The organism is Caulobacter sp. FWC2 (assembly GCF_002742625.1).
Classification (GTDB): Bacteria; Pseudomonadota; Alphaproteobacteria; order Caulobacterales; family Caulobacteraceae; genus Caulobacter.
This window is the reverse complement of the sequence record NZ_PEBF01000001.1, coordinates 2,572,232-2,597,525: the sequence shown is the minus strand read 5'-3', so window position 1 is coordinate 2,597,525 and position 25,294 is coordinate 2,572,232. Positions and strand designations below refer to the sequence as shown.

28 protein-coding genes and 1 pseudogene are annotated in these 25,294 nt (G+C 66.3%); 12 read left to right on the top strand and 17 right to left on the bottom strand.

The annotated features are described in order from the left end of the window. Positions 1–38 precede the first annotated feature (38 nt). Genes CSW62_RS12420 through CSW62_RS12400 form a run of 5 tightly spaced genes read right to left on the bottom strand, consistent with a single transcriptional unit; the run spans position 39 to position 5,036 of the window. Positions 39–1,256 carry a carboxymuconolactone decarboxylase family protein gene (locus CSW62_RS12420; protein WP_099578228.1) on the bottom strand — a complete coding sequence of 406 codons (1,218 nt, stop codon included), beginning with the start codon at positions 1,254–1,256 and terminating at the stop codon, positions 39–41. 28 nt (positions 1,257–1,284) lie between these two features. After that, a complete protein-coding gene (locus CSW62_RS12415; RefSeq protein WP_099578226.1) occupies positions 1,285–2,424 on the bottom strand; it encodes an aldo/keto reductase in 1,140 nt (379 codons plus the stop codon). Positions 2,425–2,451: 27 nt separating this feature from the next. Next, positions 2,452–3,450, bottom strand: coding sequence for an aldo/keto reductase (locus CSW62_RS12410; protein ID WP_099578224.1), 999 nt, complete (start codon positions 3,448–3,450; stop codon positions 2,452–2,454). Positions 3,451–3,472: 22 nt separating this feature from the next. Next, positions 3,473–4,039: a flavodoxin gene (locus CSW62_RS12405; RefSeq protein WP_199170582.1), complete on the bottom strand. Its 567-nt coding sequence runs from the start codon at positions 4,037–4,039 to the stop codon at positions 3,473–3,475. A 10-nt stretch (positions 4,040–4,049) separates the two neighbouring features. Next, positions 4,050–5,036, bottom strand: a complete 987-nt coding sequence (locus tag CSW62_RS12400; RefSeq protein ID WP_099578219.1) for an aldo/keto reductase — start codon at positions 5,034–5,036, stop codon at positions 4,050–4,052. A gap of 127 nt (positions 5,037–5,163) precedes the next feature. Here CSW62_RS12400 and CSW62_RS12395 point away from each other — a divergent pair, with 127 nt between their 5' ends. The 4 genes from CSW62_RS12395 (at position 5,164) to CSW62_RS26410 (ending at position 8,278) form a co-directional block, all read left to right on the top strand. Continuing rightward, positions 5,164–6,057, top strand: coding sequence for a LysR family transcriptional regulator (locus CSW62_RS12395; RefSeq protein ID WP_099578217.1), 894 nt, complete (start codon positions 5,164–5,166; stop codon positions 6,055–6,057). A 116-nt stretch (positions 6,058–6,173) separates the two neighbouring features. Next, positions 6,174–7,310, top strand: a complete 1,137-nt coding sequence (locus CSW62_RS12390) for a hypothetical protein (RefSeq protein WP_099578215.1) — start codon at positions 6,174–6,176, stop codon at positions 7,308–7,310. A 44-nt stretch (positions 7,311–7,354) separates the two neighbouring features. Then, positions 7,355–7,828: an MbcA/ParS/Xre antitoxin family protein gene (locus CSW62_RS12385; protein ID WP_099578213.1), complete on the top strand. Its 474-nt coding sequence runs from the start codon at positions 7,355–7,357 to the stop codon at positions 7,826–7,828. Positions 7,829–8,116: 288 nt separating this feature from the next. Next, on the top strand, positions 8,117–8,278 hold the full coding sequence (locus CSW62_RS26410) for a hypothetical protein (RefSeq protein WP_158235431.1): 162 nt from the start codon (positions 8,117–8,119) through the stop codon (positions 8,276–8,278). Positions 8,279–8,375: 97 nt separating this feature from the next. Here CSW62_RS26410 and CSW62_RS12380 read toward each other — a convergent pair whose 3' ends face one another. Continuing rightward, positions 8,376–8,612 carry a hypothetical protein gene (locus CSW62_RS12380; RefSeq protein WP_099578211.1) on the bottom strand — a complete coding sequence of 79 codons (237 nt, stop codon included), beginning with the start codon at positions 8,610–8,612 and terminating at the stop codon, positions 8,376–8,378. Positions 8,613–8,705: 93 nt separating this feature from the next. On the opposite strand from CSW62_RS12380, the gene CSW62_RS12375 reads away from it, so the two are divergent. Next, positions 8,706–8,918, top strand: coding sequence for a helix-turn-helix domain-containing protein (locus CSW62_RS12375; RefSeq protein ID WP_099578209.1), 213 nt, complete (start codon positions 8,706–8,708; stop codon positions 8,916–8,918). 61 nt (positions 8,919–8,979) lie between these two features. Further along, a pseudogene (locus CSW62_RS26925) lies at positions 8,980–9,147 on the top strand (hypothetical protein); the annotation flags it as partial. Between the two features lie 180 nt (positions 9,148–9,327). On the opposite strand, the gene CSW62_RS26150 reads toward CSW62_RS26925, so the two are convergent. Both CSW62_RS26150 and CSW62_RS12365 read right to left on the bottom strand, forming a co-directional pair. Further along, positions 9,328–9,507, bottom strand: a complete 180-nt coding sequence (locus CSW62_RS26150) for a hypothetical protein (RefSeq protein ID WP_143324380.1) — start codon at positions 9,505–9,507, stop codon at positions 9,328–9,330. 158 nt (positions 9,508–9,665) lie between these two features. Continuing rightward, the gene (locus tag CSW62_RS12365) at positions 9,666–10,088 is read right to left on the bottom strand and encodes a helix-turn-helix domain-containing protein (RefSeq protein ID WP_158235430.1); all 423 of its coding nucleotides are present in this window, start codon (positions 10,086–10,088) and stop codon (positions 9,666–9,668) included. Between the two features lie 47 nt (positions 10,089–10,135). On the opposite strand from CSW62_RS12365, the gene CSW62_RS27460 reads away from it, so the two are divergent. Beyond that, positions 10,136–10,381, top strand: coding sequence for a transcriptional regulator (locus CSW62_RS27460; protein ID WP_369827466.1), 246 nt, complete (start codon positions 10,136–10,138; stop codon positions 10,379–10,381). Between the two features lie 215 nt (positions 10,382–10,596). Next, entirely contained in the window at positions 10,597–11,166 is a 570-nt protein-coding gene (locus tag CSW62_RS26145; protein WP_143324379.1) for a hypothetical protein, read from the top strand. On the opposite strand, the gene CSW62_RS12350 is transcribed toward CSW62_RS26145, so the two are convergent. The 9 genes from CSW62_RS12350 to CSW62_RS12310 form a co-directional block, all read right to left on the bottom strand. Continuing rightward, complete coding sequence (locus CSW62_RS12350) at positions 11,141–13,450, bottom strand: xanthine dehydrogenase family protein molybdopterin-binding subunit (protein ID WP_099578203.1); 2,310 nt, start codon at positions 13,448–13,450, stop codon at positions 11,141–11,143. The two genes, CSW62_RS26145 and CSW62_RS12350, sit on opposite strands and share 26 nt — an antisense overlap. Beyond that, complete coding sequence (locus CSW62_RS12345) at positions 13,447–13,911, bottom strand: (2Fe-2S)-binding protein (RefSeq protein ID WP_099578201.1); 465 nt, start codon at positions 13,909–13,911, stop codon at positions 13,447–13,449. The genes CSW62_RS12350 and CSW62_RS12345 overlap by 4 nt, the downstream gene beginning before the upstream one ends. A gap of 7 nt (positions 13,912–13,918) precedes the next feature. Beyond that, positions 13,919–15,208 carry a cytochrome c gene (locus tag CSW62_RS12340; protein ID WP_099578199.1) on the bottom strand — a complete coding sequence of 430 codons (1,290 nt, stop codon included), beginning with the start codon at positions 15,206–15,208 and terminating at the stop codon, positions 13,919–13,921. 153 nt (positions 15,209–15,361) lie between these two features. Continuing rightward, positions 15,362–16,063 carry a VIT family protein gene (locus CSW62_RS12335; protein WP_099578197.1) on the bottom strand — a complete coding sequence of 234 codons (702 nt, stop codon included), beginning with the start codon at positions 16,061–16,063 and terminating at the stop codon, positions 15,362–15,364. 75 nt (positions 16,064–16,138) lie between these two features. Next, positions 16,139–16,657 carry a peptide-methionine (S)-S-oxide reductase MsrA gene (msrA, locus tag CSW62_RS12330; protein ID WP_099578195.1) on the bottom strand — a complete coding sequence of 173 codons (519 nt, stop codon included), beginning with the start codon at positions 16,655–16,657 and terminating at the stop codon, positions 16,139–16,141. 102 nt (positions 16,658–16,759) lie between these two features. After that, complete coding sequence (locus tag CSW62_RS12325; protein ID WP_099578193.1) at positions 16,760–18,292, bottom strand: PepSY domain-containing protein; 1,533 nt, start codon at positions 18,290–18,292, stop codon at positions 16,760–16,762. Beyond that, the gene (locus tag CSW62_RS12320) at positions 18,292–18,855 is read right to left on the bottom strand and encodes a hypothetical protein (RefSeq protein ID WP_099578191.1); all 564 of its coding nucleotides are present in this window, start codon (positions 18,853–18,855) and stop codon (positions 18,292–18,294) included. The genes CSW62_RS12325 and CSW62_RS12320 overlap by 1 nt, the downstream gene beginning before the upstream one ends. After that, positions 18,852–21,182: a TonB-dependent receptor gene (locus CSW62_RS12315; protein ID WP_099578188.1), complete on the bottom strand. Its 2,331-nt coding sequence runs from the start codon at positions 21,180–21,182 to the stop codon at positions 18,852–18,854. The genes CSW62_RS12320 and CSW62_RS12315 overlap by 4 nt, the downstream gene beginning before the upstream one ends. 302 nt (positions 21,183–21,484) lie before the next feature. Beyond that, entirely contained in the window at positions 21,485–21,736 is a 252-nt protein-coding gene (locus tag CSW62_RS12310; protein ID WP_099582270.1) for a hypothetical protein, read from the bottom strand. Positions 21,737–21,858: 122 nt separating this feature from the next. Between CSW62_RS12310 and ccoN the strand changes: the two genes are divergently transcribed. Genes ccoN through ccoP form a run of 4 tightly spaced genes read left to right on the top strand, consistent with a single transcriptional unit; the run spans position 21,859 to position 25,290 of the window. Beyond that, on the top strand, positions 21,859–23,505 hold the full coding sequence (gene ccoN / locus CSW62_RS12305) for a cytochrome-c oxidase, cbb3-type subunit I (protein ID WP_099578186.1): 1,647 nt from the start codon (positions 21,859–21,861) through the stop codon (positions 23,503–23,505). Between the two features lie 8 nt (positions 23,506–23,513). Beyond that, positions 23,514–24,257 (top strand): cytochrome-c oxidase, cbb3-type subunit II, encoded by a 744-nt coding sequence (ccoO, locus tag CSW62_RS12300; RefSeq protein WP_099578184.1) that lies wholly within the window; start codon positions 23,514–23,516, stop codon positions 24,255–24,257. Next, a complete protein-coding gene (locus CSW62_RS12295; protein WP_099578182.1) occupies positions 24,254–24,421 on the top strand; it encodes a cbb3-type cytochrome c oxidase subunit 3 in 168 nt (55 codons plus the stop codon). Before ccoO ends, CSW62_RS12295 begins: the two co-directional genes overlap by 4 nt. Continuing rightward, positions 24,421–25,290 carry a cytochrome-c oxidase, cbb3-type subunit III gene (gene ccoP, locus CSW62_RS12290; protein WP_099578180.1) on the top strand — a complete coding sequence of 290 codons (870 nt, stop codon included), beginning with the start codon at positions 24,421–24,423 and terminating at the stop codon, positions 25,288–25,290. Before CSW62_RS12295 ends, ccoP begins: the two co-directional genes overlap by 1 nt. Positions 25,291–25,294 lie beyond the last annotated feature (4 nt).

Below are 25,294 nucleotides of genomic sequence, written 5' to 3'. Positions count from 1 at the left end.
CATCGGAACTCCATGGGTTGATTTGCTTGACGCGCCGGTCACGGCTTCAAGGCGGAGGAAGCAGCGTCGCTAGCGGATGGCGGCGCGCGATATTCGGCGTCGGTGACGGGCTCCAGCCAGGTCACGCTGACGCCATCCAAGGCTTCGGCGACGGCGACATGGGTCAAGGCGCTGGTCGGAGCCGCGCCGTGCCAGTGCTTCACGCCGGGTGGGGTCCAGACGACGTCGCCAGGCCTGATCCGCCGGATAGGCTCACCCTCGGCCTGCACAAGACCCTCGCCGGCGGTGACGATGAGGAGTTGGCCCAGCGGATGGGTGTGCCAGTTGGACCGCGCGCCAGGCTGGAAAGTGACGGTCGCGCCGCCGAGCCGGGCCTGACCGCTGCCCCTGAACGGCGAGGTCACGGTGACGGCCCCGGTGAAGGTGGCGGACGGTCCCTGGACTGGACGCGCGCCGGGCGGAATGACCTCCAGAGCGCCGGCGGCCGGGGCCGCCGGTTCGGCGCCCTTTGCCTTGAACACCTTGTCCGCGACGGCGACAGCGGCCGTCGCCTTGGGCCAGCCGGCGTAGAACGCCAGATGGGTCAGGAGGTCGCCGATCTGGGCGCGTGTGAGCCCGTTTTCGAGACCCAGGTCGATATGGAACGCCAACCCGGCTTCATCGCCATTGGCGGCGAGCGCGGCGATGGTGACCAGGCTGCGATCGCGCGGACCAAGGTCGGACCGCCGCCACAGGTCGGCGAACAGCACATCGTTGGTCAGCGCCGCCAGCTTGGGCGCCACCGGCCCAATGTTCGCCGCCACGGCCCGAGCTCGAGCGGCGTCCGAGGCGGGAGCGGGCAGACTGGCGGCCACCGGCGCCTGTAACGCCATCTTGTCCACGCCTCTGTCGGTGAAGACCTTGTCGATCACCTCAAGTGACGAGACCGCGTTTGGCCAGCCTGTGTAAAAGGCAAGCTGGGTGGCGATCCCGGCGATCTCGGTCGGCTTGACGCCATTGTCGAGCGCGCGCCCCAAGTGGCCGGTCAGCTGCGCCGTCTTGCCGGTGGCGATCAGCACCGACACGGTCACCAGGCTACGATCGCGCGGGCTAAGGGCCGGACTGATCCAGACGTCGCCGAACAGTACGTCGTCGGTGTAGCGCGCAAGGCCCGGCGCGACCGCCTGCATGGCCTTGGGCGCCACGGATTTGCGTTCCTGAGGCTCGGCCGGCGTCGCCAGGGCGAGAGCCGCGATAGCGGCTGCGACAGGCTTCATGGGAAACTCCTGCTTGAAGGGGCCGGCGTCAGGTGCGGGCGGGGGCCTCGACCTCGGAGAAGGCCAGGACGCCCTCGGGCAGTCGCAGGCCCTGGATCTGGATCGCCGAAGCGGCGGCGGTGAACTCGCCGAGCTCGGCGGGCGTGAAGCGGATCGCGGCCGCGCCAACGTTGTCGATCATGTGCGCCATCTGGGTCGTGCCCGGGATCGGCACGATCCACGGCTTCTGAGCCAGCAGCCAGGCCAGGGCGATCTGGCCTGGCGTCGCCGACTTACGCTCGGCCCAGCGTTTCAGCAGATCCACCAGGGCCAGATTGTGAGGCAGGTTCTCGGGGGAGAAGCGGCCCTCCACCTTGCGGATGTCGCCGTCGGCGAAGCGGGTCCCCGCGTCGATGGCCCCGTTGAGGAAGCCGACGCCCAGCGGACTCCAGCAGACGAAGCCGATGCCGAGCTCCTGGCATGTCGGCAACACCCACTTTTCCGGCCCGCGCCAGAGCAGTGAATATTCGTTCTGGACGGCGGTGACCGGGAGGGCGGCGTGAGCGCGGCGCAGGGTCTGGGGCCCCATCTCGCTGAGGCCCCAGTGCAGAACCTTGCCCTGGGTCATCAGGTCCTTGATCGCGCCGGCGACGTCCTCGATCGGGACCTGCGGATCGACGCGGTGCTGATAGAGCAGGTCGATCCGGTCCGTGCGCAGGCGCTTGAGCATGCCTTCGACCGCGACCTTGATGTGCTCGGGGCGGCTGTTGAGGCCGGGGCCGCGCCGACCCGTCTCGGGGTCGATGTTCCAGCCGAACTTGCTGGTGATCACCACCTTGTCGCGGAACGCGGCGATCGCTTCGCCGAGGATGCGCTCGTTCTCGAACGGGCCGTAGGCCTCGGCGGTGTCGAAGAAGGTGACGCCGCGCTCGTGGGCGGCGCGGATGATGTTCACCATCTCGGGGCGATACGGGATCGTGGTCGGATAGGCGCGGTGCATATTCTGCACGCCCATGCCGATGCTCGACACCTCGAGGCTGCCCAGCTTGCGGCGTCCCAAGCTCGACGCGGAGGGAGTGGCTTTCGCTTGGGCCTCGACGCCTGCGGCCACGGCGGCCGGCAGCGCAAGGCTCAGCGCGAGCAGGTCGCGGCGTCCGACGCCGGAGGTCGTGGGGTTCTTGTCGTCCATGGATATCTCCTGTCGCGTCGGGTCAGGCTAGCGGCCGGTCTGGGCCAGGACGGCTTCGGGCAGCCGCGCGCCCTGGATCGGGATCTTCGCGGCGGCTTCCTCGATCGCCGCCAGATCCTCGGCCGTCAGCTCGACGCTGGCCGCGCCCAGGTTCTCGGTAAGGCGGTGAAGCTTGGTGGTGCCGGGGATCGGTACGATCCAGGGCTTCTGGGCCAGCAGCCAGGCCAGCGCGATCTGGGCCGGGGTCGCCGACTTGCGCGCGGCGATCGTCTTGAGGAGATCGACCAGGGCCATGTTCGCGGCGCGGGCGTCGGCGGCGAAGCGCGGCGAGAAGGAACGGAAGTCGCTCGGGTCCAGCTGGGTGGTCGTGTCGATCTTGCCGGTCAGGAAGCCCGCGCCCAGCGGGCTGAACGGCACGAAGCCGACGCCCAGTTCCTCGCAGGCCGCCAGCACGCCATTATGCTCAACGTCGCGGGTCCACAGCGAATATTCGTTCTGCAGAGCGGTGACCGGCTGCACGGCGTGGGCTCGGCGCAGCGACTCCAGGCCGGGTTCCGAGAGCCCGAAGTGCTTGACCTTGCCAGCCGCGATCAGGTCCTTCACCGCGCCGGCCACATCCTCCATCGGCACGGCCGGATCGACCCGATGCTGGTAGAGCAGGTCGATGTGGTCGGTGCGTAGACGCTTCAGCTGCGCTTCGGCGACGGCCTTGATGTGCTCGGGCCGGCTGTTGAGGCCGCCGGTCCGGGCGCCCGTCTCCAGGTCGATGTCGAAGCCGAACTTGGTGGCGATGACCACCTGGTCGCGGAACGGCGCGACCGCCTCGCCCAGCAGGGCTTCATTGTCGAAGGGACCGTAGGCCTCGGCGGTGTCGAACAGGGTGACGCCGCCGTCGAACGCCGCATGGATGACCGCGACCGCTTCGTCGTGAGGCGTCGCAGGACCATAGGCGGCGCTCAGGCCCATGCAGCCGTAGCCGAGGGCGGAGACTTCAAGGCCGGCTTGGCCGAGTTTGCGCTTTTGCATGTGGGTGCTCCGGTAAATGAGGTCAGGCTCGCGTGATCGCGCCGAGCCATTCGCGGACTTGGGTCATGGTGCGTCGCTCCTGGTCGGCTTCCATCGAGAAGGCCGGTTCCAGGCGGGCGCTCGGGGCGTGGCTTTTGAGGACCGCGAGGCTGTCGCCCAGGCCATAGCCCCCGTGGGTGATCACCGGCCGGATCGTCTTGCCCGCCAGATCGTGCGCGGCCAGGAAGCTGCGGACGATCGGCGGCGCGGTCTCGCCCCAGATCGGAAAGCAGAGGAAGACGGTGTCGTAGGCGGCGATGTTCGGGACGCTCGCCTTCAACGGCGGCCGGACGCCGGCGTCGCGCTCCTGGCGGGCTTGCTCCACCGTCTGCTCGTATTCCTCGGGATACGGCATGGCGGGCAGGATCTCGAAAAGATCGGCCTTCAGCTCCCGGTGCAGTTGGCCGGCGATGACCCGGGTGTTTCCCGAGCGACTGAAGTACGCCACCAGGGTGCGCGAAGCCGTCGCCGTCCGTTCCTGTGCGCAGGCAGCGGCGCTTGTCGCGAGCAAAAGAGCGGCGGGGGCGCTCAAGGCCGCGCGTCGAGACATGGCGTTCATCTCACCGCCCGACACGGGCTTGCAGATGGGCCGGATAGCGGTCGCCCTGGACCGTCACCCGCGACACCGCCGCCTCGATCGCGGCCAGATCCGCGGCGCTCAGCCCAAGATCGGCGGCGGCCAGGTTCTCGGAAAGGCGGTGAAGCTTCGTGGTGCCCGGGATCGGCGCGATCCATGGTTTCTGTGCCAGCAGCCAGGCCAAGGCGATCTGGGCCGGGGTCGCGCCCCTTTTCGCCGCCAGGTCCTTCAGCACCGTGACCAAGGCCTGGTTGGCGCTGAGCGCCTCACCGCCAAAGCGTGGAACGATGCTGCGGAAGTCGTCCTTGCCAAAGGTCGCGTCGGCGGCGATGGACCCGGTCAGGAAGCCCTTGCCCAACGGGCTGAAGGGCACGAAGCCGATGCCGAGCTCTTCCAGGGTGGGGATCACCGCCTGCTCGGGCTCGCGCCACCAGAGGGAATATTCGCTTTGCAGCGCCGTCACCGGCTGCACGGCGTTAGCTCGCCGGATGGTCTCGACGCCGGCTTCGGAAAGACCGAAGTGCTTGACCTTGCCTTCGGCGATCAGGTCCCGGACCGTACCCGCCACGTCCTCGATCGGCACCTCGGGATCCACGCGGTGCTGATAGTAGAGATCGATGGCTTCGAGCCGCAGACGCTTCAGCGAGCCTTCGGTGACCTGGCGGATGGTCTCGGGGCGGCTTGAGAGCTTCTGCTCGCCGAACGACTGGCCCGGTTCGAAGCCGAACTTGGTGGCGATCACCACTTGGTCTCTGAACGGCTCCAGCGCCTCGCCGACCATGGCCTCATTGGCCTCGCCGTAGATCTGGGCTGTGTCAAAGAAGGTGACCCCTTGCTCGACGGCCGCGCGGATCAGCGCGATCCCGGCGTCCTTGTCGACGGCCGGGCCATAACCGTGGCTCAGGCCCATGCAGCCAAGGCCCAGGGCCGACACCTCGAGACCGCTACGCCCAAGAATGCGCTTTTCCATGTGGTGCTCCGTTTGCTGTCGCGAACGCGGAGCCCCCTTGCGCCTTCGCATGGTTGGCAAGATAGGCCTGGCTGGTTCCGGCGATTAGGCCCCATAATCGCCATGTCGTTTTTAGCGAGACTAATAAATGGCTCAGGGTTTCGACGAACTGGCCGCGTTCGCCGCGGTGGCCAAGGAGCGCAGCTTCACGCGCGCCGGCGCCAAGCTTGGCGTATCGCCCTCGGCGCTTAGCCAGACGATCAAGGGGCTGGAGGGGCGGCTGGGCGTTCGCCTCCTGACGCGCACGACGCGCAGCGTTGCGCCCACGGAGGCGGGAGAGCGCCTGCTGCAAACTATCGCCCCGCGCTTCGAGGAAATCGAGCAGGCGCTGGCCGCGCTCGCCGACATGCGCGAGCGACCCGCCGGCACGATCCGGATCACCGCCGGCGAACACGCGGCGCGCGCGGTCCTGCAGCCGGGCCTGGCCAAGCTTCTGCCGGACTATCCGGACATCCGTGTCGAGATCGTCGTCGACTATGGACTGGTGGACATTGTCTCTGAGGGGTTCGACGCTGGCGTACGTCTTGGCGAGCAGGTGGCCAAGGACATGATCGCCCTGCGCATAGGCCCCGACATGCGCATGGCCGTCGTCGGATCACCGGCGTACTTCGAAGGGCGCCAGCGACCGCTCACGCCACAGGACCTCACGGACCACAACTGCATCAACATGCGCCTGCCGACCTATGGCGGCCTTTTCCCGTGGGAGTTCGAGCGGGATGGACGCGAGGTGAAGGTGCGGGTGGATGGGCAACTGGTGTTCAACACCATTCGCCAGCGTCTGGACTCGGCGCTGCAGGGTCTTGGTCTGGCCTACATGCCCGAGGATGTCGCCGCGCCCTGCATCGCCTCCGCAGAGTTGATCCGCGTGCTGGAAGACTGGTGCCCGCCGTTCACGGGCTATCATCTCTACTATCCCAGCCGCAGACACGCTTCGCCGGCCTTCTCGCTGCTGATCGAGGCGCTCCGATTCAAGGAACGCTAAGCGGCCATCGCGGACACATTTGTTAGATCGGCTAAAAACACCAAGTCGTTTCCGCCCGCTAATCGAGGCTTTGTCGCCGCGATAGCCTTGCTTCGAAGTTCGAAGGGAGATCGACAATGGGCGTGACCGCCAGCCTTTCGTTCCGCGCCAGTGTCATGGCGCTCTGCGCGACCTTTGGTGTCCTTGGCCTCGCGCCCACGGCCGTGTCGCAGACGCTGAAGTCCGTCCAGGTTCCCGACAAGCCCCTGGTCTTGAAGAGCCGGGGCAGCTTCTTCGTGGGCGGTCGCTCGGTGGAGCAGAAGGCGAGCGAGATCCTCCTCGGCCCCGATGACAGCGTCACGGTCGACCAGATGTACGTCGAGTACATGGTCCCGGTCGGCAAGGCGAAGCTTCCGGTGGTGATGATCCATGGCGCGGCGCTCAGCGGCAAAAGCTACGACACCACGCCCGACGGTCGCATGGGGTGGTTTGAGTATTTCGTCCGCGAGGCGCATCCGACCTACGTCGTGGACCAAGTCGGCCGGGCGCGCTCGGGGTTCAACCAGGCCGCGCTGAACAACAGGTTGTCCGGCGCCAGCGCCGCGCCGACCGGATCGGTCGCGCCGACCGCGCCCGGCGCGCCAGCCGCGATGGGACAGGGGGCCTTCCGCTTCGGCGACCGGGTGGGCGTCTGGACCAACTTCCGCTTCGGGCCGAAGTTCGGCAAAGCCTTCCCAGGACAACAGTTTCCCGTCGAGGCCATTGGCGAACTCTCCAAGCAGGCCATTCCCGACCTCACCTCGCAAGTGCCGTTTCCCAATCCGACGCTGAAGGCTTTGTCGGATCTCGCGATCCAGCTGAACCACGCAGTGCTCATCAGCCACTCACAGTCGGGACCTTTTCCGATGGATGCGGCGCTGATCGACCCCACGGGCGTCGCCGGCATTGTCGCCGTCGAGCCGGGCGCCTGCCGAGGCAACTACACGGACGAGCAGATCGCCAAGCTGGCCAAGATTCCGACCCTGGTGGTGTTCGGCGACAACCTGGCGGTTCCGACAGGGCTGGACGGCATCACATGGCAAAACCGCCTCGATGGCTGCCGCGCCTATGCCGCGCGCATCAAGGCCGCTGGCGGTCGGGTTGACATCATCGCGACCGCCGAGCTGGGCATACGCGGCAACAGCCACATGCTGATGCAGGACAAGAACAACCTGCGGATCGCGGACCTCATTCTGAAGTGGATCGACGCGCGGGTAATCTATCAGGCAGACTGACTAGGTGCTTGGCCAGAGGCCGCTACAGGGCATGAAGGAGTCGCATGACCCCACCCTCAATCGCCGATCACGCCCCAGAAGCGCTCCTGAATTGGACCTGTATGGATGCGTTCAAGGCCGCACCGATCGAACGGATCGCGGTAGCCAAGAGCGGATTGCCCGCACGCTGGGTCAAACTCGCTCTTGGTGATTTTATGCTTGGGTGTGGACGAGAACTGTCGACTCTGAAGCTTTCCCAGAGGGGCATAGGCAGAATGGCGGCCATCGGCGCGCGCCTGTCCGTAGGAAGAAGCGAATGCGCCCTTGGAATAGCGGTGCTGATTGGCCAGATTGAAACGATGGTGAGAGCTTCCGGTGAGCCTGCCGAGTTCAACGCGTCCAACTGGTTTGCCCAGTGGGTGACGTCACCCTTACCGGCTCTGAGCGGCGAGCGCCCCATCGAGTATTTGGATACTTGGGATGGTCGCGTCGTGCTGTCGCGCCTTCTGGCCCAGATGCAGAGCAGCGCCTACGTCTAAGCGGCCTCGCTAATTGCCGGCCAAAACGTAGACCTTGCTTTCAAGGAGAGGCCCCTGCGGGTCTCCTTGCGGGACAGACACCGACGTCTACTCACGGCGCTTGCCTGTCAATGCTCTCTGTATTTTGCACTCGGGAAAGCGGGAAGATCGTTATATTCCGTGAACACCTTGGACATTCACTACCTGCAGTGCCCGCCTTAGGTCGCCTCGCATCAGAACTTCGATTGGCCGTTCATCGCCCAGGAGGTCATTCTCATTGACCAAGAAGTTCAACACCGACCAAGGGCTTTGAAAGCCAAGCGCAGCTTGAACATCCGCCAGACCAACAACAACGTGGCCGTCGCCATCAAACTGCGCTGCGGGAAAATACCGGCGCCCCCCGACGCCCCTGACGGCCAAAAGCGAACCGTTGGCGACGAGGACATCAACGTTTCGACGGGAAAGGCCTAGGCGAGCGCACACCTCGCGTAACGGAACTGTCCCTCCAGAGGAGCGGAGATCTTCTCTTGAATTGAGCAGCCCTCGCGCGGTTGCCCGGGCCCGAGCATCAAGGTCTGACATCAGGACGTAGGAGCGTGTCGTCGATCACCCGCGTCAGGGCGGCGAGAATGCGATCTCTCGCATACGCGCGTTCCGGCGCCCCCTCGCTGGCCCGCACGATCTCCAACATCGCGTGGTTGAAGATCGCGATATGGACATCCACTCGTGAACGCTGATCCGCGCCGCCGATAGACTCCACGACCGCGTCAATGAGGGACGTGACCCGTATGGCCGGCGCTTCCATAACCGATCCGCGCTCTCAAGTTACACACATCGAGTGTGAAAATCACACTCATCATGTGTAGAGGGTTGGCCCCAGGCCCGCAACGCTTGTCGTGTGTCGAATGCTGACCTCCTTAGATTTGGCCGAACGGTGCGCCTGCTGCGCTCCGCAGCTGGGCTTAGCCAGGAAGAGCTGGCCGACCGGTCGGGACTCCACCGCAACTATATCGGCGGCGTTGAGCGCGGTGAGAGGAACGCTGGCCTAAAAGCAGTCTATGCTCTGGCGCGAGGGCTGGGCGTCGAGCCGGCTGAGCTGTTTCGAGCCTAGCGCGCAGAGCAAGACGGCTAAATAAGCTTCAGCTACAATGTCCTCGTGATCGAGGGCCGTCATGGTCGTGCTGACAACAACACGAGACCAAATCCGCGTCGGAGCCGCCGCCAAAAGGGCGGGCGGTTATGATGAGCTTATACGGCTCGATCGAGAGAAGAGACGAGCTGGCAAGGGCGCTGTACTGAAACGGAGACCCGACGGCCGTCTCTACTATGTACCCGCCGATGAGCAAGCGTGTCATGCCAAACCTGAGCTGCCCGCCGTAAACGCGCCGTCTGCGGGACCAGAGCTTTTGGCGAGGAAGACCTTGCTTCGGCGGCTCTTTAGTTGGTGGGCTTCGCTGCGCCGATCTCAGACCTAGTCTTGGGATGAAAATGCGTCGCGCTCGGCGCGCATATCCTCAGCGTTACACCTGTGCATCCGATCCAGCCGATTTTGCGATGAGGTGACGTCGGCGGCGGCCATGGTGAAGCATGACCGTGCCCATAGCGGCGACGCCATAGCAGAGCCATTCCGAAATCCAGCGCGTTTGCGGAAATCCCAGTTGAGCCAGCATCCATCCGATCACGGCGCCAACAATCAGCATCCGAGCCCAGCGCTCCGTTCGTGGCATATGCGCCAAGCAAGTCTCCGAAGTGCAGGCCTCGCAGGCTTCGTCGGCAAGCAGGCTTCTGATCCTAGCGCGCAGACGTTCGGTTTCGGGCGTCGCCAGCTGCTTCGTCGGACTGGGCTGATTGTCATTCATTAGGCGACCAACCGCATTGCATGGTCGAGAAACGCCGGATCAGCGCCCCGGACGCTGACGAAATGGCGATAGATCAACATGATGAGCTCGACCTTTCGGGCCTGCTCAAGCGGGCGCAACCGTCCCGCCAAGCGGCGCTCTACCTCTTCATGCACTATCGTGAGCAATTGGAAATCCACCTCTGCCGCGTAGTCTCGCGGATCGGTGTCGCCGCCGTCCAATAGCCAGACCGGATCGACTCCAAACACACGATAGAGGTTGCGCACGGCCGTGGCGGATACCTCGCGCTCACCGCGCTCATAGTTTTGGTACGTGCGAAGGCCCAATCCCGCGGCGTCGGCCATTCCCGCCTGGGTTAAACCCTTGGCTTGTCGAAGCCGGAGCAGGCGCAGTCCTATAGCGGCGTTGGGATAGTCAGCCATCAGCATACCCATTTGTGCTAGCTTTAGTCTAACTTCTTTCGTTAGATATGCGCATGACTCCAGCCATGCGGCAACATCAGCGCATCAAGGCCAGCCTTCAACTTCGAGGCACGTCGCTTTCAGCGATCGCTCGGCAGCTGGAGGTTCGCGCGTCGACTGTGACGACTGTGAGCCAAGGTCTACGTCGATCCGAGCGCATTGAAAGCGCGATCGCCGGGGCCCTGGGTCTTGCCCCGCGAGATCTTTGGCCGGAGCGCTATCAGCAAAGAACCGAGGGAGAAGCGCCCCAGTAGATCTGACTTGAATTTTTAGCTTGGCGGATAAGCGAAACCCCGGACGTTGGCGCGTCCGGGGCGTCTGAAATCTAGAACCGTTTGGAACCGGTTTCTAAATTTCCCTCGCTCACGCGCCGCTGTCAACCGTGCGCCGACCGCACGGCGCGATGTCGCGCGCCTATCCGCCTCCCAAGAACGTGGAGAGGCAAATGGTAGATCATAGAGCTATAGTTATGCAGGCGTTGTCCACTGATCACAGCGCCCGAAGGATCGCGCTGCGTCTGAACTGCGCCCATTCAACAGTTTCGAGGTACAAATCAGTAGCGCTCAAACTTGGCTGGACGACTGAACACGTCCGATCATTAACCGACGACGAGATTGCGGCCGGCATTAACCCAAAAAGGGAGGGCGAGAATAAATTCATCGAGCCAGACTGGACTATTGTAGAGGCGCAGCTCCGAAAAAAGGGCGTAGATCGTTACATGCTCTGGGAGGAGTACGAGGATAGCGTGCCGAGCGGTGATGCAATGTCTTACCGCGAGTTCTGTCGCCGCCTTCAGAAAAGTCGCAAACGCTTCGGCCTCGTCATGCGGCAAGAGCACCTGGCGGGCGAGAAGCTCTTCGTCGACTTCATGGGCGGCCGGCCACATTGGTGCGCCGGCGGACCTTGTCGGCCCGCCCGAGCCGGAGACCACGACGCTGCTCGGCGCTCTGGTCAAGCGTTTGACCACTTCTTAAGCGCCGTTTCCAAGACGGTTGTGACGCGGCTCGACGCGTTCAGGAACGGCCTGTCAGCCCGCTGAGAACATCGGCGGAGCGGATCGGAATATGGCGCAGACGGACGCCGACCGCGCGGAAGATGGCGTTGGCGATGGCCGGAGCGACCACTGTCGTCGCCGGTTCGCCCAGGCCGACCGGGACCTCGACGCTGTCGACGAACTGGATGTCCAGCTCCGGCGTGTCGGAAATCCGAAGCGGCGTATAGGTGTCGAGGTTCAGGTCCTTGACCTGGCCGTCCACGAATTCGGTCCCCTCGTGCAGGGCCATGCTCAGGCCCCATAACGCCGCGCCCTCGGTCTGGGCGAGGGCGCCGTCGGGATCGACGATGGTCCCGGCGTCGGTCACCAGGGTAAGCTTTTGCACAGTGACCACGCCGGTGGCGCGATCCACGTGGACGCGGGCGACGCACGCCACCCAGGTGGGCATGTCGCGTTCCTGGCCGAAGCTGGTGGCCAGGCCCAGGGCGGTGTCCTTGGGCAGGGGCCTGCCCCAGCCGGCGGCTTCGGCAGCGCGCCTGACGACCTCGGCCTGGCGCTTGGCGCCGCCCTTGGTGCTGGCGTCGCTGCCGGCGTTGGCGCCCGCGCCTGTCAGCAGCTTCAGCCGCAGGGCTACCGGATCGGTCTTGAGGTGATGGGCGGCCTCGTCGATGAAGCTCTCACCCGCCCAGTTGGTCCAGCCCGGTCCCACCGATCGCAGCCAGCCTGGACGGAAGGTCTCGTTGGCCAGGTCGTTGTTGATGGCCCGCACCTTGTGCGCGCCGACCTCGTACCAGTGGTCGGCGCCGGAGATGGCGAAGGGGTCATAGGCCACGCCATTCTTGCCCTTGGGCATCAGGGCCGGCGCATTGGCCAGGGTCGGCCAGCCGGCGGCGGCGTGATGCTCCTGGGCGAGGATGTTTCCCGCCCCGTCGAAGGCCATGCGGATCGTCTGCACCGAGGGCGAGCGCACCGAGTCGAAGCGCACGTCGTCCTCACGGGTCAGCACCAGCTTGACCGGCTTGCCCAGCGCCTTGGCCGCCAGGGCCGCCGGCACCGCGTAGTCGCCGTTCAGCCGTCTCCCGAAACCGCCGCCCAGCATGTAGGTGCGCATGACGATCTTGGTCTCGGGACGTCCCAGGGCCTTGGCCAGGGTCGGCAGGATCAGGCTCTGCCACTGGTTGCCGGTGTGAATCTCCATCACCCCGTCCTTCTCGAAGGCCAGGGCGTTGAGGGGCTCGAGCTGGAAGTGCAGCACGGTGGCGGCGGTGTAGGTCTGCTCCAGCACCGACTTGGCGGCCTTGAAGGCCGAAGCGGTGTCGGCGGTCTTGTTCTCCAGCAGCGCCCCGCCGTCGGCCTTGGCGATCAGGCTTGCGGCGTGGTCCTGCAGGTCCTTTTCCGACACCTTGGCGCCGGGGCCGGCGGCCCATTTCACCTTGACCAGTTCCGACGCGCGCAAGGCCGCCGGATAGCTCTCGGCGATCACCAGCACCCAGCCGGGCACGGTGTCCGACGGATCTTCCAGCGTCAGGCAGCGCAGGTAGCCCTTGATCTTCTTCGCGGCGCTGTCGTTCACCGACAGCACCTTGGCCCCGTGGCGGGTAGGCGGCAGCTTGGGACGCGCGAACACCATGCCGGGGACCTTGGCGTCTATGCCGTAGATCGCCGTTCCGTTGGTCTTGGCGGCGATGTCCAGCGCCTTGCCCGGCTTGCCGATCAGCTTGCGCTCGGCGGCCGGCTTGATCGGCAGCTTGGCCAGTTCCTCGGGCGTGAACTGCCGCGCGACGCCGCCGCGCTTGACGATGTCGCCGTACGAGATCGACTTGCCGCCGACATGGACCACGCCGCCGCGCGCCGTCCCGCCGGTCGGCGAGACGTTCAGCAGCTTGGCCCCGGCCTCGACCAGGGCGATGCGTCCGGCCGCGCCGGCCTGGCTGAAGATCGGGAAGGTCTGCCACACCGACCAGCTGCCGCCGGTGACCATCAGGCCCCACTTGGGATCGGTGTCGACATGGACGATGCGGACCTTGTCCCAGGCCACGTCCAGCTCGTCGGCCAGGATCCGGGCGAGGGCGGTGCCGACATGCTGGCCCATCTCGGCCCGGATGATGTTGACCGTGACGATCCCCTCGCCATCGATGGCGAACCACAAGGTCGGCTCGAAACGAGGGCCGGTCGCGGTCATCGGAACACCGCCGGGCGCGGCCGGATCCATCGCCGCCTCGACCAGGGCCGAGAAGCCAAAGGCCAGGCCGGCGCCGGTGGAGGCGACCAGGAAGTTGCGACGCGACAGCAGGCTGCCCGGTGCGCTTTTCGTCGGCAGGCGGCTCACGACTTTTCTCCCATCGCGGCGGCGGCCTGCTTGATGGCGGCGCGGATGCGGACATAGGTCATGCAGCGACACAGGTTGCCGCTCATGGTGGCGTCGATGTCCTGGTCGGTGGGGGCGGGGAAGTCCTTGAGCAGGGCGGCGGCCTGCATGATCTGGCCCGACTGGCAGTAGCCGCATTGCGGGGTCTGCAGCTCCAACCAGGCCTGCTGGACGGGGTGCTGGCCGGCCGGGTCCAGGCCCTCGATGGTCGTCACCTCGGCCCCGTCGACTGCGCTGATTGGCGTGATGCAGGAGCGTGTCGCGCGACCGCCGACATGGACCGTGCAGGCGCCGCACATGCCAATGCCGCAGCCGAACTTGGTGCCGGTCAGGCCGATGTCGTCGCGGATCACCCACAGCAGGGGCGTATCTTCGTCGGCGTCGATGGAGACGGCCCGACCGTTGATCGTGAACTGGGTCATGGCTGGTTCACTTTCCCTGCGCGCGGATGGCCGCGACCTTCTTCTCGAGGTTCGGCCAGGCGGGCTTGTCCGTGCGCGTCGCGCGCAGATAGGTCGACAGCTTGGCGATGTCGGCGTCGCTGAAGCGGCTGAAGCCCGGCATCACCACGCCCGGCGCGCCGTCCTTGGCGCTGACGCCGTACAGCACCACCTGGATCAGGTTGGTCGGATCATCCAGGTTGACGGCGCTGTTGAGGGCCAGGTCCGGACGGAGCGGGTTGGGCTGGCCCGCGCCGTTGTAGTGGCACGACGCGCAGGCCGCCGTGTAGAGCCTTGCAGACGGATCGTTCTGCGGCCCGACGTTCAGCCGGTTGGCTGCGACCGCGCGTTGCAGGGCCGGGGCCAGGGTCGAGGCGCGTGTCGCCGCGCCGTCGCGATCTGCGAAATAGACCGCCAGGGCATGGATGTCGGCGTCGGGCAGTTTGATGAGTCCATCGTGGACGACCGGCGCCATCGGGCCCGCCGCGACGCCGTGATAGCGGCTGACCCCCGTGCGCAGATAGGCGACCAACTCGGCTTGATCCCAGGGAGCAGGTGAGGGATTGGCGGCGGTCAGGGGCGGGGCGATCCAGTTGTCGATCGCCGCGCCGGCAAAGGCCTTGTCGTGCTTCTCGGCGCCGAGGACATTGCGCGGCGTATGACAGGCGCCGCAGTGGCTGACGCCTTCGGCCAGATAGGCGCCGCGGTTCCATTCCGCGCTCTTGGTCTTGTCGGGCTCGAAGCGGCCGGGCTTGAAGAACAGCAGCTTCCAGCCAGCCTGAAGCGCGCGGATGTTCAGCGGGAACGGGACGCTGTTTTGCTTCGCCGGGGCGACGACCGCCGGCCGCGTCATCATGTAGGCGTAGAGCGCCGTGACATCGCCGTCCGACAGCTTGGTGAAGTGATCATAGGGGAAGGCCGGAAACAGGTGGGCGCCGTCGCGCGCCACGCCCTCGTGCATCGCCCGGCGGAAGGCCGCCTCCGACCACGTGCCTATCCCGGTCTTCTCGTCGGGGGTGATGTTGGTCGAGTAGATCGTGCCGAAGCTCGTCTTCATCGGGTAGCCGCCGGCAAACGGCTGGCCGCCCTTGGCCGTGTGGCAGGTCGAGCAATAGCCGGCGCCCGCGAGCACCTCGCCGCGCGCGATCAGGTCCGGGGCGAAGCTTGACGGCGCTGGCGGCGCGATCTTGCCGATGGCCGGCCGCCAGGCGAAGACACTGAAACCGACCAGCCCCACGGCCGCCAGAGCCAGCAGTCCGACAAGGATTCGTTTCAGCACGGGAGACCCTCCTGGCGGTCCCGCGCGGACGCGTAACGCCCATCCGCAGCGAGGCCAGATGCGCGGAGCTTGGGAGCTATTTCGTGGCGCGGCAAGCTGTTCAGCTCAGGTGCGAGTCGATCTCAGCCACGCGGGCGATATCCAACCGGCTCGCTAGACGACCGTGCCCACCATACGGCCGATACCGGCAGTTACGGCCATGGCCAGCGCGCCCCAGAAGGTGACGCGCAACGCCGCTCGCCAAGGCGAGGCCCCGCCTGCCTTGGCGCCAGCGACGCCCAGAAGCGCCAGGCAAACCAGCGCCACCAAGACCACACTGGGAACGATCACGGACGCCGGCGTCAGAACGGCGACGATCAGGGGCGCGGCCGCGCCGACCGTGAAGCTGCCGGCGGAGGCGAGGGCCGCCTGCACCGGCCGCGCCGTCGTCGCCAGCGAGATGCCCAGTTCGTCGCGGGCGTGAGCGTCCAGCGCGTTCTTGGCCATCAATTGGGTGGCGACGATTTTCGCGGTCTCGGGTTCGAGACCCCGCTGCACATAGATCTGGGCCAGCTCGGCGTGCTCGGCCTCGCTGTCGGTTTTCAGCTCTTCCGTCTCCCGTGCGATATCGGCTTTCTCGGTGTCGGCTTGGGAGCTGACCGACACATATTCTCCAGCCGCCATCGACATGGCCCCGGCTACCAGCGCCGCCACGCCCGCAACCAGGATCTCGCTGGACTTGGCGGAGGCGGCGGCGACCCCGACGATCAGGCTGGCCGTGGAGACCAGGCCGTCATTGGCGCCCAGCACGGCGGCGCGCAGCCAGCCGATGCGAGAGACCAGATGGGCTTCGGGGTGGCGATAGGATCGGACCATGGCGGCATCTTTCCGGGACGTGCGTCTGCATCACCCAGGAGGTGATGCGGACACGGGGGAGGGTTGCTCGCGGGGTCAGGCTTGGGCGCCCTCGCGCCGCGGCAGGCGCCAACCCGGGCGGATGAAGTGGCAGGTGTAGCCGTTGGGGATCCGCTCCAAGTAGTCCTGGTGCTCGGGCTCGGCTTCCCAGAAGTCTCCGGCGGGCTCGACTTCGGTCACCGCCTTGCCGGGCCACAGGCCCGAGGCGTCGACGTCGGCGATGGTCTCTACCGCCACGCGTCGCTGATCTTCGGACGTGTAGAAGATGGCCGAGCGATAGCTGCGGCCAAGGTCGTTGCCCTGCCGGTTCAGCGTGGTCGGATCGTGGATCTGGAAGAAGAACTCCAGAAGCTGGCGATAGCTGATCAAGGCCGGATCGAACTGGATCTCGATCGCCTCGGCGTGGTCGCCGTGATTGCGGTAGGTGGCGTTGGGCGTATCGCCGCCGGAATAACCGACTCGGGTCGAGATGACGCCCGTGTAGCGGCGCAGCAGATCCTGGACGCCCCAGAAGCATCCGCCGGCCAGGATGGCGGTTTCGACCTTGGCGTTCATGGCGGCGCGTCCTATCAAGAGCTGAGAGCGTCGCGTGTTTCACGCGACGCCTAGCAAGTGGGTATGGATGCGGAGATGTCCAGGATTGCGTGCTCCGGCCCTTCAGCTCGCTGTGGGTTTCGGGCGCGATAGATACACGCTGCCCATGATCAGCAGCGCCGCCGCGAGGAAGCCGAGGTTCACCGCCCAGGCCACGGGATCGGCGAAGCGACCGCCATGCAGGCCGATATGGACCAGGGCGACTCCGGCGAACAGCGTCGCCGACAGAAGCCGCAGACGTGCGGAGATCACCGCTGGCGTCCAGGCGATCGTCGTGGCGCTCGCGGCCAGGGTGACCAGGCCCCACACGGCGACAGGCGGAGCCGGCGCGACCAGGGCGACCAAGGCCGAGGCGGCGTAGGCGACCGGCTGGCTCCAGACGAAGGCGATCCAGACCCGCTCCCAACGCGGGGCCGGGCGGCCCTTGTCGCGACGGCGGGCCAGCCAGATGGCGACGCCGCTGGAGGTCACGGTGGTCAGGCCCAGGCCGAGCAGGAAGTAGGCGACCTTGACCGGCCAGCCGCCGAACCAGCCGAAGTGCAGCGGGGCCACGGCGCCCAGCACGCGGACGCCGACCGAGCCGCTTTCGTAGCCGACCTCGCCCAGACGCTTGCCTGCGCCGTCTACGACGACCGTTTCGCCACGGGACAAGCGACCCTCGGTGACCAGGTTGACGCTGGCGTGCTGGCCGGCATCGCCGGGGTGCTGGACAAGGATGTAGCTGGCGCGGGCGTGCGGATATTGCCTCTTCAGGCTTTCGAGGGCGCCGGCGATGTCGATCAGCCTGGCGGCCGGGCGGGGATCGTCGGCGACGGTGGGACCTCGAAACAAAGCATAGGCCTTGCTGGTGTCGCCCTTGAAGGTGGCCAAGGCCAGAACCCCGACGATGATCGTCGTCAGACCCAGGAAGGCGCCCGTCAGCGACACGACGAGGTGGAACGGCAGGCCCCAGATCGAGATACGATTGTGCAGGTCCGCCTCCTGCAGGCGCTTGGAGCCGCCCCAGCGGAAGGCGAAGGCGTCCTTGAAGACCCGCGGATGCGACAGCACGCCCGAAATCAACGAGGACAGCAACGCCACACCCGTCAGGCCGACGACGAAGCCGCCCCAGGCGCGGGGCAGGTGCAGGACGGTGTGCAACTCGGCTTGGAATTCGCTCCAGGGCAGATTCTGTTCACCGGCCAAGCGGCCGGAGGCGTCAAAAAGGTAGGTGTGCTCGCCGCCCTTGGCGTCCTCGCCATGCACCGACAGGCGGGGCGAGGCGGGCTCGGGCAGGCGGATGAAGAGGTCGTGGGCCTTCGGGTTCTTGGCCAGGACCGCGCGGAAAGCCGCGTCGGCGGCCTGGGGCGCGGCGTCGTACAGCACCGGTCCGGCGGGCTGTTCCCAGCGGTTGAACTCGTAGGTGAAGACGGCGATCGAGCCCGAGAAGCAGACCAGGTAGATCAGGGCCGCGAAGGCCAGGCCGAGCGCCGAGTGGCCGGCCAGCATGGCGCGGACGAAGTCGGCGGGGATTTTCGGCCAGATCGGCTTGCCACCAGTCTTGGCTTTAGGGGCTTTGGCGCGCTTGGCCGACGCGGCGGTGGTCGAGCCGTCCATCACAACGCTCCTTTCAGGAAGGCCGCGCCCAGGGTCGCGACCGAGACGCCGGCCAGGACGGCGAAGGCGCGCAGGATCCTGTTGTCGGAAAGGGTCCAGGCCATGCCGCCGGCCCACAGGAACGGCACGATAAGTCCGCCGATGACCATGCGACTCTGAATCTGGCCCGGCGCGCAGATGGCCACGGCCAGACCGCAGCCCAGCGCCGCGACGCCGGCCAGCGGTCCGGCCAGGAAGCCTCGCAGCCAGCCCCGCCAGACGACGCGGCGGCGGTCGGAAGGCTCGGGAGCCAGTTCGCGCGCGGCCTTCTTCCTCGCATCGCGCCGTTCGACCCCGGCGCCGACGAAGGGGAGGGCGACGGCGGAGGCGACGGTCAGCATGGCCGCAGGTCCGCGGACCGCGCCCAGCAGCGGTACCGAGGCGGCGATGGCTGCGGCCAGCAGACCCCAGCCGCCCAGGATCCGCCAAGGGCGTTCGGGCCCGGGTTCGTTCCAGGCCCGCTTCAGGAGAGACACGCCCGTCAACGGCAGCGGCGCGAGCGCCAGACTCCAGAGCGGGCTCACCAGCGAGTCTCCAGCGTCAGGCCCACCACCCGCGGCTCGCCCAGCATCGACACCGGGATGTCGGTGCGGGTGTACTGGCTGTAGGTCGCGTCGAGCAGGTTCTTGCCATAGACGTAAGCGCCCCAGTGCTGGCGCTCGTAGCCGAAGCGGCCGTTGAACAGCACACGGCCCTTGACCTGGGAGTCCTGGGCCTGGTCGATGCCGGCGGCCGAGTAGGCCTTGGACTTGTAGCTCCCGTCCAGGTGGGCGATCCAGCCGTCGCCAAAGCGGTAATCGCCGCCGAGCGCCGCCGTCCAGCGCGGGGCGTAGGGGAATTCCGAACCCGACAGGTTGCGATTGACCTCGCCCGTCGTGATCGTGAAGTCGTCGAACTTGGTCCGGGCGTGGCCGAGCGAGGCGTACCACGACAGCTGCGACGTCAGCTGCCGGGCGACCTCCAGCTCGAAGCCATAGAGGTGCGATCTGCCGGCGTTCTTGACCTCGGAGTCGAAGGCGTTGAGGCCCAGATTGACGACGACCTGCTGGTCCTTCCAGTCGGTGTAGAAGGCGTTGGCGTTAACCGTCAGGGTCCCGTCCAGCCAGGTGGTGCGCAGCGAGGCCTCGTAGTTCCAGGTGTATTCCGGATCATAGGCGGCGACGCTGGAGCGGGCCTGGTTCACGGTCGAACCACCCGAGCGATAGCCGCGCTGTGCCGTCAGGCTGGTGTTGATGTTGGGCGTCCATTCGTACTTCAGGCCCACTTTCGGCAAGAAGGCGTTGAACTTGCGGGTATCTTCGGGCGCCGAAGCGTTGGCCTGGGCGATCATGCTGGCGACGAAGCCGTTTACCTGGGTGACGTAAGGCGCATAGGGGCCAAAGCTCGCCGCGCTGGGATAGGTCCCGGCGAAGACGGCGGTCTGCTTCGTGGCGCCGGTGTTCTCCTCGTGGTCGTAGCGGAAGCCGCCCAGAAGCGAAAACTTATCGGTGAGGGCGAAACTGGCGTCGGCGAAGATAGCGCTGGTCTTGATCGTCGAAGGCTGATCGCCGGAATAGTCGACCGGGATAACCGGCATGGCGGCGATGTAGAGGTTGGCGAAACCGTTGGCCTGGGTTGATGCGGCCGCCTGCTGCGCAGGCGTCGGGTTCGGCTGGCCAGAGAGCAGGGTCGAGGTCAGAACATTGACCAGAGTGGCGCGTGGGAACGGCACGTTGGTCCGGCTGATCGACAAGTCCTTGGCGTCGCGATTGGCGTGGTAGAGGCCGACCAGGCCCTTGAGCCGCCCGCCCTCATAGTTCAGCCGGACTTCCTGGGACGTGGTCTCGGTCGTCTGGTCGCGCGTTCCGTATGACGAGCGGACCGGCGCGAAGTCGAAGTCGATCGTGGCGTCGGTCTTGACCTTGTTCCACGAGACGATGGCGTTCAGCGTCAGGGCTTCGGAGAGCTTGTAGCTGCCGTCGACCGTGAAGATGTCGACCTTGGAACGCGTGCGCGACGGATCGCCCGACAGGTCGACGCGATGATCGTAATAGTCGGGCCGGTCGGTGCGCGAATAGGTGAACTGGTAGCCGGACTCGCGCTTGTTGTGGGCGTAGGTGGCCAGCACCTTCAGGTCGGGCAGGGCGGTGGGGGTGTAGAGCAGCTTGCCGCGGACATAGAGGTTGTCGACCGCTTCGACGTCCTGCTGCAGCGTCGGATTGTAGACGAAGCCGTCGCTTTCCTTCTTCTGTACGGCGACGCGGAAGGCCAACTGGTCGGCGATGATCGGGCCGCCGGCCGCGATGCCCGCCGTACGCTCGTCGCCGCTGGCCAGGCCGACGCTGGCGCGGAAGCTGGGCGTATAGCTGGGGTTGGCCGAGGTGATGATCACCGCGCCGGCCAGCGAGTTGCGGCCTTGCAGGGTCGACTGCGGACCCCGGAAGACCTCGACCTGGCCGACGTCCCACAGTTCCAGCGGGCCGCCGAAGGTGGCTTCCAGCGGCAGGGCCGCGCCGTCGACATAGACGGTGGCCAGGCCGGCCGTGCCGCCGCCCGAGACGTTCATGTTGCTGACGCCGCGGATGGTGAAGCCGGTCTTGCCGTAGGTCTCGCTCATGTTCGCCGTTCGGGCGACCACGTCATAGAAGGTCCGCAGGTTCTCGCGCTCGATGCGGGCGGCCGTCGTAACGGCGACGCTCGTCACGGTTTGCTGCAGTGAGCGGGATGTCTTCTCACCGGTCACCACCACGGCCTCGACGGCGGTCGCCTGATCGGCGGCGGGCGGCGTCGCGGGCGCCGTCGCCTCGGCGGCGGCGGTGTGAGCCAGGGCCAGAATCCCAAGCGAGCAAGCGGTCAGCAGAGAGCGGCGCATCAAGTCCCCCAAAATCGAACAATGGGGGAGGGCGCTAAGCTAGTTAAAAATGCGAGTCAATCTCATTATCAACAAGCGGGGAGGACTCTCGGGGCCGTGCAGATCACGCGATGGCGGGATAGACACGCCTTTCCAGACGGCGAAGAGGCGACTGCCAGCGGCGCAGCAAGCGCCCTGGACTGTCAGGCGCGCTTTGGCGCCGCTAGCTGACCTTCGATGACAGTCTGGACGCCGCCGAGACCTCGAAATGCTCCGGCGCGGCTAGGCGGTCTTCCGCGCGCACATTCCACCGGGGGCCGGTCTCAGCCCCGCGCGGGGAGCCTGATCCGGTTCGATTCGGCTCGAGCCAGCACCAGACTCATTGCGCACAGTACGGTCAGGCCGGCCGCGACGAAGCAGGCGGGGCAATGGCCGGCCATCGACCAGGCGTCCTGCCGGCTGCTGCACAGCGGACCGGCCATCAGGCGCGGCAGCGCCTGGGCGAGGGCGATCGCCCAGGCGACCAGGGCGGTCGCGCCAGCGAATGGGGCGATGAAGCGAAACTTGGCCGACATGAAGCTCTCCGGAAGCATGGAGACACAGTCCTCCCGGATCGCGTTCCCGGCTTTGATGCGCATCAAAGCCGCGCTTGGCGGCGCATGACACCACGGTGCGACGTTCGCCGCAGGGAGTCTGCATGTCCGCCCCGTCCCACACCAGCGTCAGGTCCCCAGCGGGATCCGGCGCCTTACTCATCGTTTCGGCCGTAGGCGCCTTCCTGGCGATCCTCGGCGCGGGGCTGAGCCAGGATCCGATCTTCCGGATGCAGGCCGAGACCATCGCCCTGGCTGGCGTCATCGCCGCCTTCGTGCTGAACGCCGGCCTCTCGGGCGGCACGCTCGTCCATCATCCCGACCGCTATAGCGACAACGTCATCAAGGCCGGGGTCATCGCCACGATGTTCTGGGCCGCCGCCGGCCTGCTGGTCGGGGTGATCATCGCCGCCCAGTTGTCGTGGCCGAGCATCTTCTACTTCCCCGAAGCCGGCTGGCTGAACTTTGGCCGCCTGCGGCCGCTGCACACCTCGGCGGTGATCTTCGCCTTCGGGGGTAACGCCCTGATCGCCACGTCCTTCTGGGTCGTGCAGCGCACCTGCAAGGCGAAGCTGGCGGGCGGTATCGCGCCTTGGTTCGTGTTCTGGGGCTATCAGCTGTTCATCGTGCTGGCCGCGACCGGCTATCTGATGGGCGCGACCCAGGGCAAGGAATACGCCGAGCCCGAGTGGTACACCGACCTGTGGCTGACCATTGTCTGGGTCGCCTATCTGCTGGTGTTCCTGGGTACGATCTGGAAGCGCAAGGAACCCCACATCTATGTGGCCAACTGGTTCTATCTCGCTTTCATCGTCACCATCGCCCTGCTGCACCTGGTCAACAACGCCTCCATCCCGGTGGGCCTGCTGAACCACAAGTCCTACGGCGTCTTCTCGGGCGTGCAGGATGCGCTGGTGCAGTGGTGGTACGGCCACAACGCGGTCGGCTTCTTCCTGACCGCCGGCTTCCTGGCCATGATGTACTACTTCGTGCCCAAGCGCGTTGAGCGGCCGGTCTACAGCTACCGCCTGTCGATCGTGCACTTCTGGGCGCTGATCTTCATCTACATCTGGGCCGGTCCGCACCACCTGCACTACACGGCCCTGCCGCAGTGGGCTCAGACCCTGGGCATGACCTTCTCGATCATGCTGTGGATGCCCTCCTGGGGCGGCATGATCAACGGCCTGATGACCCTGTCGGGCGCCTGGGACAAGCTGCGCACCGACCCCGTGGTCCGGATGATGGTCGTCTCGATCGCCTTCTACGGCATGAGCACCTTCGAAGGCCCGGTGATGTCGATCCGCGCGGTCAACGCGCTCAGCCACTACACCGACTGGACCATCGGCCACGTGCACTCCGGCGCCCTGGGCTGGGTCGGCTTCATCAGCTTCGGCGCGGTCTACTGCCTGGTGCCGTGGCTGTGGAAGAAGAAGGACATGTACTCGACCAAGCTGATAGAGTGGCACTTCTGGATCGCGACCACCGGCATCCTGCTCTACATCGCCGCGATGTGGGTGTCGGGCATCATGGAAGGCCTGATGTGGCGCGCTTACACGCCGCAAGGCTTCCTGGCCTACAGCTTCATCGAGACCGTCTCGGCCAAGCACATCGAGAACGTCATCCGCACGGTCGGGGGCCTGATGTACCTGTCCGGCGCCCTGATCATGATCGTCAACATCTGGAAGACGATCGCTTCGCCCTCCGCCGAGCCGGCCGATGAAACGGCCGCTCCCGCCACCGCGATCGCCTGAGGCCGCCCATGTCTGTCTGGAAGCATCACGCCAAGTTCGAGCGGCATTCGCTGCTGCTCATCGTCGGCATCCTCGTGGTCGTCTCGATCGGCGGCCTGGTCGAGATCGCCCCCTTGTTCTGGCTGCAGGGCACCATCGAGAAGGTGCAGGGCGTCCGTCCCTACACCCCGCTGGAGCTCACCGGCCGCGACATCTATGTCCGTGAGGGCTGCTATCTCTGCCACTCGCAGATGATCCGCCCGCTGCGCGACGAGGTCGAGCGTTACGGCCACTACAGCCTGGCCGCCGAGAGCATGTACGACCACCCGTTCCAGTGGGGGTCCAAGCGCACCGGGCCCGACCTGGCCCGCGTCGGCGGCAAGTATTCTGACGCCTGGCACCGCGACCACCTGATCGACCCGCGATCGGTGGTGCCGGAGTCGGTGATGCCGCCCTACAAGTTCCTGGCCGAGAAGGAGCTGGACTACCACGACATCGTCGACCGGATGAAGGTGCTGCGCACCGAGGGCGTGCCCTACACGGCCGACGAACTGACCAACGCCAAGAAGGATCTCGAGGCCCAGGCCGATCCCTATTCGACCGACGCGGTGGCCCTGCGCGGCCGCTACGGGGCCAAGGTCGTCAACCGTGATTTCGACGGCGATCCCGACAAGATCACCGAGATGGACGCCCTGGTGTCCTATCTGCAGATGCTCGGGACCCAGGTCGACTTCAAGTCCTACAAGGCTCAGGCCCCGGAGAACCAGCGATGAGCCAGCTCTCCTACGAGACCGTGGCGCGCTTCGCGCAGCAAGGCGGGCTGATCTATTTCGGCCTGATCTTCCTGGCGGGTGTCGCCTATGCCCTGCGGCCTTCCAAGAAGGCTGAATTCCAACACGCCGCGCGCATGCCGCTGGATGACGAGGAGCTCTCCTGATGGCTTCCGAACGCAAGACCGACGACGTCACTGGCGTCGAGACCACCGGCCACGAGTGGGACGGCATTCGCGAACTGGACAACCCGCTTCCGCGCTGGTGGCTGTGGACCTGGTATGCCTGCATCGCCTTCGCGGTCGGCTACTGGGTGCTGATGCCCGCCTGGCCGGGCGTGCATGGCTACACCAAGGGCCTCTTGCACCAGTCCGACCGGGCCGCCGTTGGCCACGAGCTCAAGGCGCTGGACGTCCAGCGCGGGGCGGGCGCGGCCCAGCTGCGCACCGCCAGCCTGGAGCAGATCGAGAAGGACCCGAAGCTGCAGGCCTATGCCCAGCAGGTCGGCCAGTCGGTGTTCGGCGACAACTGCGCCACCTGCCACGGCATCGGCGGCACGGGCGGCAAGGGCTATCCCAACCTGCGCGACGACGTCTGGCTGTGGGGCGGCAAGCTGGAGGACATCCAGTACACCATCACCCACGGCGTGCGGACCGGAGCCCCCGGCGCGCGCATGTCCCAGATGCCCGCCTTCGGTCGCGACGAACTGCTCAAGCCCGAGCAGATCGACGACCTGACCGAATATGTCGTCCACCTGTCGAACCGTCCGGCCGACGCCGGGGCCATCGCCCGCGCCAAGCCGATCTTCGACACCCAGTGCGTGGCCTGTCACGGCCTGGAGGGTAAGGGCGACCAGGCCTTGGGCGCTCCCAACCTGACCGACAGCGAATGGCTCTACGGTTCAGACCGCGCGGCCATCCGCGGCCAGATCTTCGCCGGCAACGGCGGGGTGATGCCCACCTGGGGTGGCCGTCTCAGCCCCGAGACCATCAAGGCCATCTCCGTCTACGTCCACGCCAACGCAGGCGGGCAATAGCGGG

Coding starts and splice junctions, on each gene's coding strand:
- ccoP (WP_099578180.1), top strand. CDS start 24,421: ATGGCTTCCGAACGCAAGACCGACGACGTCACTGGCGTCGAGACCACC.
- CSW62_RS26145 (WP_143324379.1), top strand. CDS start 10,597: ATGCAGGCGTTGTCCACTGATCACAGCGCCCGAAGGATCGCGCTGCGT.
- CSW62_RS12335 (WP_099578197.1), bottom strand. CDS start 16,063: ATGGTCCGATCCTATCGCCACCCCGAAGCCCATCTGGTCTCTCGCATC.
- CSW62_RS12385 (WP_099578213.1), top strand. CDS start 7,355: ATGACCCCACCCTCAATCGCCGATCACGCCCCAGAAGCGCTCCTGAAT.
- ccoO (WP_099578184.1), top strand. CDS start 23,514: ATGTCTGTCTGGAAGCATCACGCCAAGTTCGAGCGGCATTCGCTGCTG.
- CSW62_RS12310 (WP_099582270.1), bottom strand. CDS start 21,736: ATGTCGGCCAAGTTTCGCTTCATCGCCCCATTCGCTGGCGCGACCGCC.
- CSW62_RS12410 (WP_099578224.1), bottom strand. CDS start 3,450: ATGCAAAAGCGCAAACTCGGCCAAGCCGGCCTTGAAGTCTCCGCCCTC.
- CSW62_RS26150 (WP_143324380.1), bottom strand. CDS start 9,507: ATGCTGATTGTTGGCGCCGTGATCGGATGGATGCTGGCTCAACTGGGA.
- CSW62_RS12420 (WP_099578228.1), bottom strand. CDS start 1,256: ATGAAGCCTGTCGCAGCCGCTATCGCGGCTCTCGCCCTGGCGACGCCG.
- CSW62_RS12325 (WP_099578193.1), bottom strand. CDS start 18,292: ATGGACGGCTCGACCACCGCCGCGTCGGCCAAGCGCGCCAAAGCCCCT.
- CSW62_RS12400 (WP_099578219.1), bottom strand. CDS start 5,036: ATGGAAAAGCGCATTCTTGGGCGTAGCGGTCTCGAGGTGTCGGCCCTG.
- CSW62_RS12365 (WP_158235430.1), bottom strand. CDS start 10,088: ATGGCTGACTATCCCAACGCCGCTATAGGACTGCGCCTGCTCCGGCTT.
- CSW62_RS12295 (WP_099578182.1), top strand. CDS start 24,254: ATGAGCCAGCTCTCCTACGAGACCGTGGCGCGCTTCGCGCAGCAAGGC.
- CSW62_RS12405 (WP_199170582.1), bottom strand. CDS start 4,039: ATGTCTCGACGCGCGGCCTTGAGCGCCCCCGCCGCTCTTTTGCTCGCG.
- ccoN (WP_099578186.1), top strand. CDS start 21,859: ATGTCCGCCCCGTCCCACACCAGCGTCAGGTCCCCAGCGGGATCCGGC.
- CSW62_RS12380 (WP_099578211.1), bottom strand. CDS start 8,612: ATGGAAGCGCCGGCCATACGGGTCACGTCCCTCATTGACGCGGTCGTG.
- msrA (WP_099578195.1), bottom strand. CDS start 16,657: ATGAACGCCAAGGTCGAAACCGCCATCCTGGCCGGCGGATGCTTCTGG.
- CSW62_RS27460 (WP_369827466.1), top strand. CDS start 10,136: ATGCGCATGACTCCAGCCATGCGGCAACATCAGCGCATCAAGGCCAGC.
- CSW62_RS12390 (WP_099578215.1), top strand. CDS start 6,174: ATGGGCGTGACCGCCAGCCTTTCGTTCCGCGCCAGTGTCATGGCGCTC.
- CSW62_RS12345 (WP_099578201.1), bottom strand. CDS start 13,911: ATGACCCAGTTCACGATCAACGGTCGGGCCGTCTCCATCGACGCCGAC.
- CSW62_RS12415 (WP_099578226.1), bottom strand. CDS start 2,424: ATGGACGACAAGAACCCCACGACCTCCGGCGTCGGACGCCGCGACCTG.
- CSW62_RS12315 (WP_099578188.1), bottom strand. CDS start 21,182: ATGCGCCGCTCTCTGCTGACCGCTTGCTCGCTTGGGATTCTGGCCCTG.
- CSW62_RS12395 (WP_099578217.1), top strand. CDS start 5,164: ATGGCTCAGGGTTTCGACGAACTGGCCGCGTTCGCCGCGGTGGCCAAG.